At 71.0% G+C, this 13,788-nt stretch carries 15 protein-coding genes and 1 CRISPR repeat array; of the genes, 7 read left to right on the top strand and 8 right to left on the bottom strand.

Features of this window, described 5'->3' with window-relative positions:
• Positions 1-69 precede the first annotated feature (69 nt).
• Positions 70-780, top strand: a complete 711-nt coding sequence (locus E6P78_RS12895; RefSeq protein ID WP_136203690.1) for a uridine kinase — start codon at positions 70-72, stop codon at positions 778-780.
• 314 nt (positions 781-1,094) lie between these two features.
• Here E6P78_RS12895 and E6P78_RS12890 read toward each other — a convergent pair whose 3' ends face one another.
• On the bottom strand, positions 1,095-1,838 hold the full coding sequence (locus tag E6P78_RS12890; RefSeq protein ID WP_136203689.1) for a SigE family RNA polymerase sigma factor: 744 nt from the start codon (positions 1,836-1,838) through the stop codon (positions 1,095-1,097).
• A 212-nt stretch (positions 1,839-2,050) separates the two neighbouring features.
• Here E6P78_RS12890 and afsQ1 point away from each other — a divergent pair, with 212 nt between their 5' ends.
• The 5 genes from afsQ1 to E6P78_RS12865 all read left to right on the top strand — a co-directional run bounded on the left by afsQ1 (position 2,051) and on the right by E6P78_RS12865 (position 6,137).
• Positions 2,051-2,728 (top strand): two-component system response regulator AfsQ1, encoded by a 678-nt coding sequence (gene afsQ1 / locus E6P78_RS12885; RefSeq protein WP_026171255.1) that lies wholly within the window; start codon positions 2,051-2,053, stop codon positions 2,726-2,728.
• Complete coding sequence (locus E6P78_RS12880) at positions 2,725-4,299, top strand: HAMP domain-containing sensor histidine kinase (RefSeq protein WP_136203688.1); 1,575 nt, start codon at positions 2,725-2,727, stop codon at positions 4,297-4,299. The genes afsQ1 and E6P78_RS12880 overlap by 4 nt, the downstream gene beginning before the upstream one ends.
• Entirely contained in the window at positions 4,296-4,913 is a 618-nt protein-coding gene (locus tag E6P78_RS12875; RefSeq protein WP_136203687.1) for a hypothetical protein, read from the top strand. The genes E6P78_RS12880 and E6P78_RS12875 overlap by 4 nt, the downstream gene beginning before the upstream one ends.
• A gap of 370 nt (positions 4,914-5,283) precedes the next feature.
• Complete coding sequence (locus E6P78_RS12870) at positions 5,284-5,835, top strand: VanZ family protein (protein ID WP_136203686.1); 552 nt, start codon at positions 5,284-5,286, stop codon at positions 5,833-5,835.
• A gap of 92 nt (positions 5,836-5,927) precedes the next feature.
• Positions 5,928-6,137: a PspC domain-containing protein gene (locus E6P78_RS12865; RefSeq protein WP_136203685.1), complete on the top strand. Its 210-nt coding sequence runs from the start codon at positions 5,928-5,930 to the stop codon at positions 6,135-6,137.
• Positions 6,138-6,216: 79 nt separating this feature from the next.
• Here E6P78_RS12865 and E6P78_RS12860 read toward each other — a convergent pair whose 3' ends face one another.
• On the bottom strand, positions 6,217-6,531 hold the full coding sequence (locus tag E6P78_RS12860) for a hypothetical protein (RefSeq protein ID WP_136203684.1): 315 nt from the start codon (positions 6,529-6,531) through the stop codon (positions 6,217-6,219).
• Between the two features lie 141 nt (positions 6,532-6,672).
• Positions 6,673-7,827 carry an adenosine deaminase gene (locus E6P78_RS12855; protein ID WP_136203683.1) on the bottom strand — a complete coding sequence of 385 codons (1,155 nt, stop codon included), beginning with the start codon at positions 7,825-7,827 and terminating at the stop codon, positions 6,673-6,675.
• 186 nt (positions 7,828-8,013) lie between these two features.
• Here E6P78_RS12855 and E6P78_RS12850 point away from each other — a divergent pair, with 186 nt between their 5' ends.
• A complete protein-coding gene (locus tag E6P78_RS12850; RefSeq protein ID WP_136203731.1) occupies positions 8,014-8,694 on the top strand; it encodes a dienelactone hydrolase family protein in 681 nt (226 codons plus the stop codon).
• 1 nt (position 8,695) lies between these two features.
• A CRISPR array of direct repeats spans positions 8,696-9,517; the repeat unit is 29 nt; unit sequence GGGACCATCCCCGCGCGCGCGGGGAGCAG.
• A 99-nt stretch (positions 9,518-9,616) separates the two neighbouring features.
• Here E6P78_RS12850 and cas2e read toward each other — a convergent pair.
• Genes cas2e through cas7e form a run of 5 tightly spaced genes read right to left on the bottom strand, consistent with a single transcriptional unit; the run spans position 9,617 to position 13,682 of the window.
• Positions 9,617-9,976: a type I-E CRISPR-associated endoribonuclease Cas2e gene (cas2e, locus tag E6P78_RS12845; protein WP_136203682.1), complete on the bottom strand. Its 360-nt coding sequence runs from the start codon at positions 9,974-9,976 to the stop codon at positions 9,617-9,619.
• On the bottom strand, positions 9,973-10,959 hold the full coding sequence (cas1e, locus tag E6P78_RS12840; protein ID WP_136203681.1) for a type I-E CRISPR-associated endonuclease Cas1e: 987 nt from the start codon (positions 10,957-10,959) through the stop codon (positions 9,973-9,975). Before cas1e ends, cas2e begins: the two co-directional genes overlap by 4 nt.
• A gap of 4 nt (positions 10,960-10,963) precedes the next feature.
• The gene (gene cas6e, locus E6P78_RS12835; protein WP_136203680.1) at positions 10,964-11,734 is read right to left on the bottom strand and encodes a type I-E CRISPR-associated protein Cas6/Cse3/CasE; all 771 of its coding nucleotides are present in this window, start codon (positions 11,732-11,734) and stop codon (positions 10,964-10,966) included.
• The gene (gene cas5e, locus E6P78_RS12830; protein WP_136203679.1) at positions 11,734-12,468 is read right to left on the bottom strand and encodes a type I-E CRISPR-associated protein Cas5/CasD; all 735 of its coding nucleotides are present in this window, start codon (positions 12,466-12,468) and stop codon (positions 11,734-11,736) included. The genes cas6e and cas5e overlap by 1 nt, the downstream gene beginning before the upstream one ends.
• The gene (gene cas7e / locus E6P78_RS12825; RefSeq protein WP_136203678.1) at positions 12,465-13,682 is read right to left on the bottom strand and encodes a type I-E CRISPR-associated protein Cas7/Cse4/CasC; all 1,218 of its coding nucleotides are present in this window, start codon (positions 13,680-13,682) and stop codon (positions 12,465-12,467) included. The genes cas5e and cas7e overlap by 4 nt, the downstream gene beginning before the upstream one ends.
• Positions 13,683-13,788 lie beyond the last annotated feature (106 nt).

Here is a 13,788-nt window from a genome sequence, read left to right as displayed (position 1 = left end):
CCCACCTGATCGGGCCGATCGAACCATCGGTCATGTAATCAACCGAGTGCACAGCGTAGTTGAGGTGTGATGCGTGATACCAACAGGACCACCCAGGGGTCGCCTGTGCGGGTCAATGCCTCACACTCGTGTCCTGTGAGTTCCCAAGCGCTTTCGACCCGAGTCGTCCTCCTGGCGGGCCCCTCCGGCTCCGGCAAGTCCTCCCTCGCCGCCCGCACCGGCCTCCCGGTGCTGCGGCTGGACGACTTCTACAAGGAGGCCGGCGACCCCACGCTGCCGCTCGTCGAGGGCAGTACGGACATCGACTGGGACTCCGTACTCTCCTGGGACGCCGACGCCGCGGTCGCCGCGGTCGCCGAACTCTGCCGCACCGGCCGCACCGACGTCCCGGTGTACGACATCTCCACCAGCTCCCGCACCGGCCACGAGACGTTCCACATCGAGCGCACCCCGCTCTTCGTGGCCGAGGGGATCTTCGCCGCCGACATCATCGGACGCTGCCAGTCACTGGGCCTGCTGGCCGACGCGCTGTGCCTGCGCGGCCGCCCCTCGACGACGTTCCGCCGCCGCCTCCTGCGCGACCTGCGCGAGAGCCGCAAGTCGGTGCCGTTCCTGCTCCGGCGCGGCTGGCGCCTGATGCGCTCGGAACGCCGCATCGTGGCCCGCCAGACCGAGTTGGGGGCCCACCCCTGCAACAAGGAAGAGGCCCTGGGCCGCCTGGCAGCAGCCGCAGCAGGCCCCCACCGCACACCCGCCCATTCAAGCCCCTCCGGCCAATGAGGAGCGGGGCGGCAACTCCAAGCCCCTCCGGCGATTGAGGAGCGGGGCGGCAATCCCAAGCCCCTCCCGCCATTGAGGAGCGGGGGCCCGGGGGCAGCGCCCCCGAACGCACCGCGGGGCCGGACAGGACCCCCCGGCCCGTCCGACCCCACAGCTTCCCCGTATCCCCCGTTGTCCCCCGTATCCCCGTTCCCCCGTACACCGCCGCCTCCCCCGAAGCAGCGGCAGCCCCCGTATCCCCCGGGCCCCCGTTCTCTCCCCCGTAACACCACCGCCTCCCCCAAAGCGGCAGCGCCCCCGTTTCCCCCGCTCCTTCAGGCCACCAGCTCGCCGAAGGACTCCTCCTCGTCACGGCCGAAGCTGAGGACCTCGTCCTCGCGCAGCCGGCGGAGCGACCGCCAGATGCTCGACTTCACCGTGCCGACACTGATGTCGAGGATGGACGCGATCTCCGGGTCCGTACGGCCCTCGTAGTACCGCAGGACCAGCATCGTGCGCTGGAGTTCCGGCAGTCGCGCCAGCGCCTGCCAGAGCACGGCGCGCAGCTCCGTGCCGCGCATCGCGTCCGTGTCGCCCGCCGTCTCCGGCAGTTCCTCGGTCGGGTATTCGTTCAGCTTGCGCCTGCGCCAGGCGCTGATGTGGAGGTTGGTCATCGTGCGGCGCAGATAGCCGCCGACCGCCGCCTTGTCGCTGATCCGGTCCCAGGCCCGGTACGTCGAGAAGAGGGCGCTCTGCAGCAGGTCCTCGGCCTCGAACCGGTCACCGGTCAGGTGGTAGGCGGTGGCGTACAGGGAGGCGCGGCGCTCCCGGACGTAGGCCGTGAACGCCGCTTCGGCGTCCTCGGACCGTGCCGGTGCCTTCCGCTCCCCCGAGACCTCCCCGTACGAGCTTCCCCCGCTACCCGCGTCAACCACCGTCATGAATGACGTGTGCTGACGCCCGGCGCCTCGAACGCACCCCCGTCCGTTCACTGCGGCGCCGGACTTCTCGGTGCTCCGCCCGACATCGTGGAGACGCGTGACAACTGCGCTTGCGTTGATGCTGTGAGTTGCGTTCATCTCGCGCCCCCCGTCGGTGGAGTCCGTCCGTTCCTTGTGCCAATGAGCTTGCCGGGGCAGTTTCATGGCGGTGTCCGCCGACTGTCACAGGCCTGTCACAGGGCCCGGCGGCGGCGCGAACCCGGGCTTGTTGATGCATGAGGGACGTGTGGGGCGTGCATCCGGGGGGACCAACTGTCGAACTGGGGCGCCCCATGGGTCAGAATGACCAAGTGCCTTTCCTGTTGCTGATCGAGGACGACGACGCCATCCGCACGGCCCTCGAACTCTCGCTGTCACGCCAGGGCCACCGTGTGGCCACCGCGGCGACGGGAGAGGACGGCCTCAACCTGCTGCGCGAGCAGCGCCCCGACCTGGTCGTGCTGGACGTGATGCTGCCCGGGATCGACGGTTTCGAGGTGTGCCGGCGCATCCGGCGCACCGACCAGCTGCCGATCATCCTGCTGACCGCGCGCAGCGACGACATCGACGTCGTGGTGGGGCTGGAGTCCGGCGCCGACGACTATGTCGTCAAGCCGGTACAGGGGCGGGTGCTCGACGCCCGCATCCGCGCGGTGCTGCGCCGCGGCGAACGGGAGTCCACCGACTCCGCCACGTTCGGGAACGTGGTGATCGACCGGTCCGCCATGACCGTCACGAAGAACGGCGAGGACCTTCAGCTCACGCCGACCGAGCTGCGCCTCCTGCTCGAACTGAGCCGCCGGCCGGGCCAGGCCCTGTCCCGGCAGCAACTGCTGCGCCTGGTCTGGGAGCACGACTACCTCGGTGACTCACGCCTGGTGGACGCCTGCGTCCAGCGGCTGCGCGCGAAGGTGGAGGACGTACCGTCGTCGCCGACCCTGATCCGTACGGTGCGGGGCGTGGGATACCGGCTGGACTCGCCGCAGTGAGCACGGCTGTGCGGCGGAGCCTGCTCGCCGGGCTCCGCTGGACCAGCCTGCGGCTGCGGCTCGTCGTCGTGTTCGCCCTGGTCGCGCTGACCGCCGCGGTGTCGGCGTCCGGAATCGCGTACTGGCTGAACCGCGAGGCCGTGCTGACGCGCACGCAGGACGCGGCGCTCGGGGACTTCCGCCAGGAGATGCAGACGCGGGCGGCCTCGCTGCCGCTGCGCCCCACCAAGGAGGACCTGCAGACCGCCGCCGTGCAGATGGCGAGCAGCAGCCCCGGCTACAGCGTGCTCCTGATCGACGAACGCGACCCGGGCAAGCCCATCGTCGGCAACTCCGACCTGGACACCTTCACGCGCAGCAACGTGCCGCTGTCGCTGCAGAAGCAGGTCGGCAAGAAGCAGCCGGTCAAGGCGGGCAACAAGTACGAGTACCACCTGTTCTGGCAGCGGACCTCGATCCGCGGTACGCCGTACCTCGTCGCCGGTACCAAGATCATCGGCGGGGGGCCGACCGGCTACATGCTCAAGTCGCTCGACCAGGAACGCCAGGACCTCAGCTCCCTGGCCTGGTCGCTGGGGATCGCCACGGCGCTCGCCCTGGTCGGCTCGGCCCTGCTCGCCCAGGCCGCGGCGACGACCGTGCTGCGCCCGGTGCAGCGGCTCGGGGACGCCGCCCGCAAGCTCGGCGAGGGCAAGCTCGACACCCGGCTCGTGGTGTCCGGCACCGATGAACTGGCCGACCTGTCCCGGACGTTCAACAAGACGGCCGGCTCGCTGGAGAAGAAGGTCGCGGACATGAGCGCGCGGGAGGAGGCCAGCCGCCGCTTCGTCGCCGACATGTCGCACGAGCTGCGCACGCCGCTCACCGCGATCACCGCGGTCGCCGAGGTGCTGGAGGAGGAGGCCGACAGCCTGGACCCGATGATCGCGCCCGCCGTGCACCTGGTGGTGAGCGAGACCCGGCGTCTCAACGACCTGGTGGAGAACCTGATGGAGGTGACCCGCTTCGACGCGGGCACCGCCCGGCTGGTCCTGGACGACGTGGACGTCGCCGACCAGGTGACCGCCTGCATCGACGCACGCGCCTGGCTGGACGCGGTGAACCTGGACGCCGAGCGCGGCATGATGGTCCGCCTCGATCCGCGCCGGCTCGACGTGATCCTGGCCAACCTGATCGGCAACGCGCTGAAGCACGGCGGTTCGCCGGTACGGGTCTCGGTGCGCATCGAGGGCGAGGAGCTGGTCATCGAGGTCCGCGACCACGGCCCCGGCATCCCGGAGGACGTGCTGCCCCACGTCTTCGACCGCTTCTACAAGGCAAGCGCCTCCCGGCCGCGTTCCGAAGGAAGCGGGCTCGGGCTCTCCATCGCCATGGAGAACGCGCACATCCACAACGGCGACATCACCGCCAGGAACTCGCCGGACGGCGACGGCGCGATCTTCGTGCTGCGCCTGCCGCGCGACGCCGAGGCGCTGAGCCGTGACACCGAGGACCACGACGCCGACGACCACGACCACGACCACGACCACGACGCACCGATACCGGACCACCAGGAGGACGACCCGACGTGAGGCGCAGCGAACGCCGGGGACACCGCCCCGCCGCCGCCCTGGCCGGTGCCGCACTCTGTGCCGTACTGGCCGCGGGCTGCGGCATCCGCACCACATCGGTGCCGGTCGACGCCGGAGCCGCCCCGTCCCGGGTGCCGTGCGCGATGCCCGCCGAGGACGTCGCGTCCCAGGCCGAGCAGGGCATCCCCGTACAGATCTACCTGGTCTGCGCCTCGCAACTGGTGACGGTGGACCGTGCGGTACAGGTCGCGGAGGCGAAGTCGGACCGCCTGCGGATCGCCACCGAGCTCCTGGGCGAGCTGCGCCGCCGCCCCACGGCCGACGAGCAGCAGGCGGGCTTCTCCACCGACGTCCCGAAGTCGCTCCGGATCTCCGGCCCTCGCGCGGGCGACGCGGAGGACGCGCTGCGGCTCAGCCAGCAGCCGGAGGACCTGCCGGCCGAGGCGCTGGCCCAGATCGTCTGCACGTTCACGGAGAGCGAGGCGCTGGTCCCCGGGGAGACGGTGACGCTGGGCGGCCCGGGGAACTACCCGGCGCGCGGGTACCTGTGCACGGCGGAGACGAAGGCCAGCCCGAAGGCGGTACCGACACTGGGCACGGTGGGACTGCCGTAGGAGGCGCCCGCCCGACATCGGGCACGGTGGGACCGCCGGACCGCCGTGGGAGGCGCCCGCCCGACATCGGGCACGGTGGGACCACCGGACCGCCGTGGGAGGCGCCCGCCCGACATCGGGCACGGTGGGACCACCGGACCGCCGTGGGAGGCGTCCGCCGGTCCAGGGCCGGGCCCGCGCCCCCGGTCCGCCGCACACAGGCCCCATAGCCATGGCTCCGGATGCCGCCGCCCGCGCGGTCCTCCGCCGTGAGGCAGGTCTGCGTGAGGCAGGTCTGCGTGAGGCAGGTCTGCGTGAGCCAGGTCTGCGTGAGCCAGGTCTCCCCGGCCCATGCGGAACCGATCCTGCCGCCGCCCGCGTCTAGGGCTTCGTGCGTCAAGGTACGGACGGCCAGGCCGTCATCCGCTTCCGCGCGGCCGGGGTGTCGCTGCTCCTCGCGCATCTGCTGCTCGTCGGGTGGCTCAGTCTGCGCCCGCTGGACGTGCCGTGGATGACGGCCGCCAACCTCACGCCGTTCGCCGGTATCAAGGCCGATCTGTCGCTCGGCCCGGCTGTCGCGTCCCGCCGGATCGGCGGCGGGCTCCTGCTGCTGGCGCCGCTGGGCGTGCTGCTCCCGATGGCCGGGGGCCGGCTCCACGTCTCGCCGTGGTCCTCGCTGGCCCGGACGGTCGCGGCCGGTGCGCTGATCTCGCTGGCCATCGAGCTGGGGCAGACCGGAGTGCCCGGTCAGGTCGTCGACGTCGACTCGCTGTTCCTGAACACGGCGGGCGTCGCCCTCGCCCACGTCCTGGTCGTACCGGCGTGCCGGGCGCGGCTGCGGCGCCAGGGCGGTCAGCGGCGGGTGCGGGTGGTGTCGCGCGGCGGCCACGAGGCCCCTCAGGGTTCGACCCCGACGATTTCCAGGGTCGGGATGGCCCCGTAGAGCGATGCTTTGCCCCTGTTCGTGCGCAACCATGGGGACATCGGGAGCGCAACGGACCGCTCCCCACGCAACGGTTCGCGAAGGAGCCCACCATGGCCGCACTTGCCCGCCCCCGTGACGGACGCATGCTCGGCGGAGTGTGCGCAGCGCTGGCGCGGCGCTTCGGCACGTCCGCGAGGACCATGCGCATCATCTTCGTGCTCTCGTGCCTGCTGCCGGGCCCGCAGTTCCTGCTCTACCTGGCGCTGTGGGTACTGCTCCCCCAGGAGGAGGGGCGGTCATCGGCGGCGGGCGCCTGGTAGCGGTCGTCCCGTACGCACACGCCTGTGGGCGGTCCCCCGATCCGGGTGACCGCCCACAGGCGTGTGCAAGCGCTGCCGCTCAGTGGCCGAGCGGCAGACCGTTGGCGGAGAGGCCGCTGGTGGTCAGCCCGCCGGCGGGCATGCCGCCGAGAAGGCCCTTGACGGGGGTGGTGGCGTCGTTCAGGACCTTGGTCTGGCTGGTGCCGAGGAGTTGGTTGGCGGTGTCCTGGACCGGCAGCGTCGACGTGGCGTCGGCGACCGCGCCGGCGACGGGCAGGACGCCGGACACGGCTTCGAGCGGCAGCGCGGAGGCCGAGGCGGTACCGGCGGCGGCAGCGGCGAAGGCGGCACCGAGAGCGGCGACACCGAGAGTCCTGGCAGCAGACTGCTTCATATGACATTCATCCTTGGGGAAGGGGATGTGGAATGCGAGCGGCTTTGCAACGTAGTCAGCCGCACCCCTTTCCCGCAAACATCCGCCACCCCGGAAAACGGCCGGTATGCATAATCACCGGCCGTTTTCCGCACGGCCGGATCAGCCAGCGAGCGAGGAAGACACGCTGGTCGCAGCGGTCTGCTCAAAAAGCCACTCGGACTTCAGCTCCGCGTATCCGGGCTTGATGACGTCATTGATCATCGCCAGACGTTCATCGAAAGGAATGAATGCTGACTTCATCGCATTGACGGTGAACCACTGCATGTCGTCGAGCGTGTATCCGAAGGTCTCGGTCAGCTTCTCGAATTCCCGGCTCATGCTCGTACCGCTCATGAGCCGGTTGTCCGTGTTCACGGTGGCCCGGAAGTGCAGCTTACGCAGCAGCCCGATGGGGTGCTCTGCGTACGAGGAGGCCGCCCCGGTCTGGAGGTTGGACGTCGGGCAGAGCTCCAGCGGGATGCGCTTGTCCCGTACGTAGGAGGCGAGGCGGCCCAGCTTCACCCCACCGCCCTCCGCGACCTCGATGTCGTCGATGATGCGGACCCCGTGGCCGAGCCGGTCGGCGCCGCACCACTGGATGGCCTGCCAGATCGACGGCAGCCCGAAGGCCTCGCCCGCGTGGATGGTGAAGTGGTTGTTCTCGCGCTTGAGGTACTCGAAGGCGTCCAGGTGCCGGGTGGGAGGGAACCCGGCCTCGGCGCCCGCGATGTCGAAGCCGGCGACGCCCTGGTCCCGGTAGCGGTTGGCGAGCTCGGCGATCTCCAGCGACCGGGCGGCATGCCGCATCGCGGTGAGCAAGGCGCCGACCCGGATGCGGTTCCCGTCCTGCCGGGCCCGCCGCTCGCCCTCGCGGAAGCCCTCGTTGACGGCCTCCACGACCTCTTCGAGGGTCAGGCCGGCCTCCAGGTGCTGCTCGGGGGCGTACCGCACCTCGGCGTAGACGACACCGTCGGCCGCCAGGTCCTCCGCGCACTCGGCGGCGACCCGGAACAGCGCGTCACGGGTCTGCATGACGGCACAGGTATGGGCGAACGTCTCCAGATACCGCTCCAGCGAACCGGAGTCGGCGGCCTCCCGGAACCAGACGCCGAGCTTGTCCGGCTCGGTCTCGGGCAGCGCGTCGTAACCACTCGCGGCGGCGAGGTCGACGATCGTCCCGGGGCGGAGACCGCCGTCGAGGTGGTCGTGCAGAAGGACCTTGGGGGCACGCCGGATCTGATCCTGGCCGGGCACATTGAGGGTCGGGCTCATCATCCACGCACTCTAACGCCTACGCGCGTAGACCGCACCGGTCGATGCGTAACAGAGACCGCGAATACGGGTGGCGTACACCCTTCCTTCTGACACTGTTACGCCATGGCACAGCGCGCACTTCCCCTGCCTGCAGCGAGGCTGGGACGGGCCGCCGGAGCGGCGGCCGGAGCAACAACGGTCGGCGGCGTGGTCCTGCTGCTCCCGGACGGCGAGCCCCACTCCCATCGCCGCCCCTCCTCCCTCTCCTACGCCCGCCGGCTCCCACTGGCCCGCGCCCTGGCCCGCGCGGGCCGCACCGACGGCCTCGCCGCCCACGTGGTGCACTACCGCTGCCGCGGCTGGAACGAGGACGACGCCCACCTCGCGGCGGACGCCGAGTGGGCGGTGGACGAGGCGGTACGCCGCTACGGCGACGTCCCCGTCTGCCTCGCCGGCTACGGCATGGGCGCCCGCGCGGCCCTTCGCGCCGGCGGCCACCCAGCGGTCGGCGCGGTCCTGGCCCTGGCCCCCTGGCTCCCGGCCGACCCCTCGGCCGAACCCGAACCGGTCAAGCACCTGGTCGGCCGCCCCGTCCTCCTCATCCACGGCACCAACGACGCGCGCTGCGACCCGGAGTTGTCCTTCCACCTCGCCGAACGCGCCAAGAAGTCCAACCGCGACACCTGCCGCTTCGAGGTCCACTCCGACGGCCACGCGTTGCGCCAACACCGCGCGGAGGTCGCTGCGCTGGCTTCCGATTTCGTACGGGGCGCCCTCTTCGGCCACACCTTCGCCCGCCCGGTGGCCGATGCGCTGGCGGCCCCGCCGCCGTTGGGGTTGCGGATGCCGTTGGCTGCGAGGTTCGGGGAGTCGTTGGGGGCGGGGTGAGGAGGCGATCCCCGGGGGGGCGGGGAGCAGTCGACCTGGACTCGGCTGATCTCCTGCTCGTGGGGACCATCCCCCGCGCGCGGGGAGCAGGAGCTGACAGAGATCGCCGACGCGAATGACCTGGGACCATCCCCGCGCGCGCGGGGAGCAGCTGCTCGATACGTACGCCGAGTACCCAACGCAGGGACCATCCCCGCGCGCGCGGGGAGCAGTCCCCACGTCCAAGTGGCAACCCCGGCAACCAGGGACCATCCCCGCGCGCGCGGGGAGCAGCCCAGCTAGCCGGCTCTCCCGCCGGCCTGGACGGGACCATCCCCGCGCGCGCGGGGAGCAGCGTCCGGCGCCGCTCCTCGGCGTCGGTGGCGAGGGACCATCCCCGCGCGCGCGGGGAGCAGCTCCCGCTTACGAACGTCTCGTTCGACCTCACGGGGACCATCCCCGCGCGCGCGGGGAGCAGTGCTCGCGCGTCGCCTTCTGGTCCTCATCCAGGGGACCATCCCCGCGCGCGCGGGGAGCAGCAGATCGCGGGCAGCCTTGCGGACGATGCGGTGGGACCATCCCCGCGCGCGCGGGGAGCAGTCGGTGTAGGTGGCCGCCTCGGTCTGCACGTCGGGACCATCCCCGCGCGCGCGGGGAGCAGTCATCGGCTGAACAGCGGTGCCGACGACGGCCGGGACCATCCCCGCGCGCGCGGGGAGCAGCCCGACAGTACGGCGGTCACGATGCCGACGTGGGGACCATCCCCGCGCGCGCGGGGAGCAGTTCTCCCCTGACGATTCCGACAGTTCCGGATCGGGACCATCCCCGCGCGCGCGGGGAGCAGGCTTCCTGACCTGCGACTTTACGACGCCAGAAAGCCGTTCCGCACCACTTTCACCGAAACCGGCAATACACCCAAAACAACTTCCCGCACATCGAACGCTCACCCCCTCCCGAACCGCCGCCTCTTGGCCGCTCTGCTCCAGCCCGGTTTCGGGCCCTCCGGCGGCTGCTTCCTCGTCGCTGTGCCCTCGGCCGGGCGGCGGATCAGGGTCAGGCCCTCGTGGTCGGTCGGGTGCCACTTGTGGTCGTGCGTCCGGAAGGTGAAGCCCTGCTCGGTGTTGGCGGTGTGGGCCAGGAGGGCGCGGCCCTGGTCCGCGTACTCCTGGACTTCCGCCCAGAGCACGTCGCGGACCCTCGCCGAGGGGTTGCCGATGAAGACGCCCGCGGAGATCTCCAGGAGCCAGCGCGTGAGGAAGCCACGTAGGCCGGCCGGGCAGTTGGTGAGCACGATCACCGTCACCAGAGCATCTCCTCGTCCTCGTAGACATCCGGGCCGCCGTAGTTTCGACCTGCGGCGACCTCGACTCCGCCGTCGCTCTGGAGCGTGACCACGTCTCTGTCAACGGAGGTGGAGGCGGAGGCGGTGGCCGCGTCCGCGCCGTCGGTCAGCAGCAGGTGTTTGATGTCGTTCACGCAACGGTCCAGCAGGGACATCTCGTTGATGCGGTCGCGCAGAGCCCTCCGGGTACGTGAAGCGACGTCCTCCTCACTCTCCGCGGCCACGTCGAAGGCCAGGGGGATGCCGACCTCCGTCTTGTACAGGTCGGCTATGTCCAGGACGAAGGACAGTTCGTGGCCGGAGTGCACGAAGCCCAGGGCCGGGCTGCAGCCGAGGGACGACACGACGGCGTGGGCCACCCCGTACATGCACTGGGCTGCCGCGGTGATCGCCTGGTTGACCGCGTCGCCGGCGGCGAAGTCGCCAGGGACGTACTTGCGGCCCCGCCAGCGGATGCCCGTACGGGCCGCCTCGGCCCGGTAGCAGTCCTTCACCCGGCGGCCCTCGCGGCCCAGGAGTCCCTTGCGGGTGAGCCCGTCGGGGTCCTCGTCCGGGAAGCGCAGCCGGTACATCGCACGGGCCACGGACAGGCGGCTGCGTGCGTTGGCCCATTGGACCGCCTGCGCCTCCGCGAGTGCTGATGAACGTGTCAGGGCGCGGCCACCCGCGTAATAGCGCACGCCCTGTTCACCGACCCAGGCCACGGCGGCGCCGGTCTCCCCGAGCACGCTCATCGCCTGGTGCGTGATCCGGGTGCCGGGGCCCAGGAGCAGCGTGCCGATCGTCGCGGAGGGGATGTGCGTCGTCCCCTCCGCGTCCTCGGCAGTGATCGCGTTGGCGTCGCGGTGCACCACGCAGCGCTCCAGGTAGATGAAGGACAGCCGTTCGCCGGTTCGGGTGAGATGCCGCGGGGTGAGGGCGTTGCGCCGGGAGACCGTGGCCACCGGTTCATTCCGTTCCGTCGAGCGGCGCCAACGTCAGCAGACCGCAGCCGTACGCCTTCGCCTTGCCGATCCCCTGCGTGAGGGAGCGCCGCATCACAGCCGGGTCGGTCACCTCCAGGAGGCCGTCGAACGTCACGGTCACGATGCTGACGCGGCTTCCCCGCTTGCCCTCGCTGCGCGCCTTGTCGAAGGCGAGCCCCCTGCGGTCACCGACCGTCAGTCGATACCGGTCGCCGTGGTGCTCGTGACCGCGATGCGTGGTCCCGCCCGCCAACAGGCGTTCGCTCTGCGGCTTCTCGACCACACGGAAACCGCAGCGCTCCTGGCGGTCGAGAAGCCATCCAACCTGGTGGACAGGGGTGATGTGCGCGGTGCGTTTACGCGGCTCGTCCGGCTTCCTCCGGATGTCGTGAACGGGGTTGGCTGTCAGCCGGAACGCCCACCGCTGCCCCTGGGCCAGGCGGTCGAGGAACGGAGCGTACGGCCGGGTCTGCCAGCCCGGGGACTGGGCGTCGGCGAGCGCGGGCCAGCCCGCCTGCTCCACCAGATGCGTCAGATCGGGCTTCTCCGGGCTCACCACGTACAGCAGCACCTCGGCCCGAGCGTTCTGGTCCAGGCGCCATAGCACCCGGGGGCCATCAGGAGCGGCAGCGGCCTCCGTGGGCAGGAGCCCGGGGAACGACGCCATGACGGCCGCGTGCAGTACCTGCGGTGAGGACAGCAGACGGCGTGCGCCCGTGCGCGCCGTGTTCATGCGGAAGCGGGTCAGGAACATCAGACGCTCTCCTCCAGGGCGTCGAGCGGCTCGTGCCGAGGCCGTCCGGCCCGTTGGCGCACGACGTCCGGGTTGGGAACGTCCACCGTCCTGCTGACCACCGTGCGCAGGGCGTGCCGGCGTCGCTCGGCCGCGAAGCTGAGGGGTTGGTCGCGTTGGTGGTCCGCGTCGTGCTCGTCCTCGTCCTCGTCCGCCTCACGGAGCACGGTGAGGGACACCATTGCCTCATCCCGGTGCCTGCGGCGGTACCAGGCAGCCGCCTGCCACGGCTCGTCCGTCAGTGCCTGGTGCAGCGAGTCCGCTTCGCGCACCCCCAGCTCCACCGGCTGTGCGGGCGGGCAGGAGCGACGGCCGAGGAACGGCGGATACGCCGGGGCCCGCAAGGCCGCGTGCAGGCGGGTGAGGAGGCCGGTCTCACCCGCCACCGCAGCGACGAACACCGCGTCGGCCAGGTAGAAGCGCTCGGACAGCGGCATGGAGGCGCCGGTGACGCCGTGGTGTGCCGTCTGGAAATCCCTCACGCGACTGCCGGGTTGGTCGATCCGGACGCCGAACCGCAGGCCGGACAGGGCAGCCAGCGCCTCGTCGTCGCCCCTTTCGACGCCTGCCGCCGCCGCGAGCAGGCCGATCACTCCGCTCTTCGTCGGTGCCGATTCCGTTGTACGACGGGCGAAGCGGGCGGAGGACCCCCAGGACTGCAAGGGGCCCGCCAGCCTCAGGGTCAGCACGCTCATTCGGGCTTCTCCAGGCGCTCGGCGACGGCCTGCCCCACCGAGGCGACGAGTTCGCCGATGCTCGCGGACTCCGTACCGATGTCCGCGAGCTTCCTGGTGTTCGGGCCGACGCGGAGCACCCACGTGAGGGTGGAGCCCTCGTCGCCGTACGCCCGCTCGACGTCCGGGACGTACTCCGCGAGGCGCGCGCATGCCTCGGACATGTGGCCGCCGAGGTCTCCGCGTACCGGCTCCTCGAACGCCGCAACGAAGCTGATGGGGCGGGTGGTCCGGAGCTTGACGACGACGGCGTCGGGCAGCGTGTGGTGACCGAACGTGTTGATCTTCCCGGTGGGCAGGGACTCGACGAAGCCCTGGATGAACGCTTCGGCGGCTCGGCGCACCGGGGTGACCTTCGACTCGTCCTCGCGCAGCCCCTCCCCCAGGTTCGCCGCCAGCTGGTGGATGCCGAGGGCTGCGTAACGGTAGAGCGTCGCCGAGTTGAAGTCGACGGTGCCGATCATTCCGGCTCCCGGCTCCGAGTCCTTGTTGTGGTCATCGACCGCCGTGTAGTAGTCGGACTCGTTGTCCACTCGGTGGACGCTGATGGCATGGGCGACCTGCACCGCCGCGTCCACGTTGAAGTCGGTCGAGTCCGCGACCATGCGTCCGAACAGGGCGATGTCGACCGAGTGACGGGTGTCCGCGATCTGCTTCACCCGGGACTTGTTGTCCTTGTCCTTCAGGAACTTCGCGATGTCGGCCGCGCCCTCCACGGCGAACCGGGCCAGCCCGTCGAGTTGCCGTGCGCTGAGGAAGACCAAGTACTTGGCCTGGGCCGGCCGCTCCTGCGTCTCCTCCTCGGTTCCAACGCCATCGGCTTCCGTCTTCTTCGAGCTCTTGCGCTTGGGTACCTCGATCTTGAGCCCCGTGGCGGCGATGACTTCGGCCGCCAGCTCCAAGGCGTCGGCCTCCGTCACAGAGGCGTCGTGCTCGCGGATGCGGTCGGCCAGAACCTCGACGACCTTCTTGGTCCGCACGCCCAGTTCGCTCGGGTCGAGGAGGTTCTCGGCCGCGAAGTAGTCGCGGGTGGCCTTCTTCCACGCCTGGCTGGAGACCCGGGCGCGGGGCACTCCCCCGTACACCGACGACTTGGGGGAACCGGTGTCGTCGCGGTTCAGATTGCTCGGTGGGACGGTCTGCAGGGCGTGCACATCGAGGTAGAAACGGTTCACGAGGCGTCCTTGTCGTACTGGCTGGTGTGTGGATGCTGCCGGGGCCGGCGGGGCATCGGTCGTTCGAAGGGCGGGTGCCGGTGCCGGTGCCGTTCCGTGGATGGCT

Origin of the sequence: Streptomyces sp. A0958 (assembly GCF_004795035.1) — a bacterium.
GTDB lineage: Bacteria > Actinomycetota > Actinomycetes > Streptomycetales > Streptomycetaceae > Streptomyces.
The sequence above is the reverse complement of the archived record's forward strand: the minus strand, read 5'-3'. Positions and strand labels throughout refer to the sequence as shown.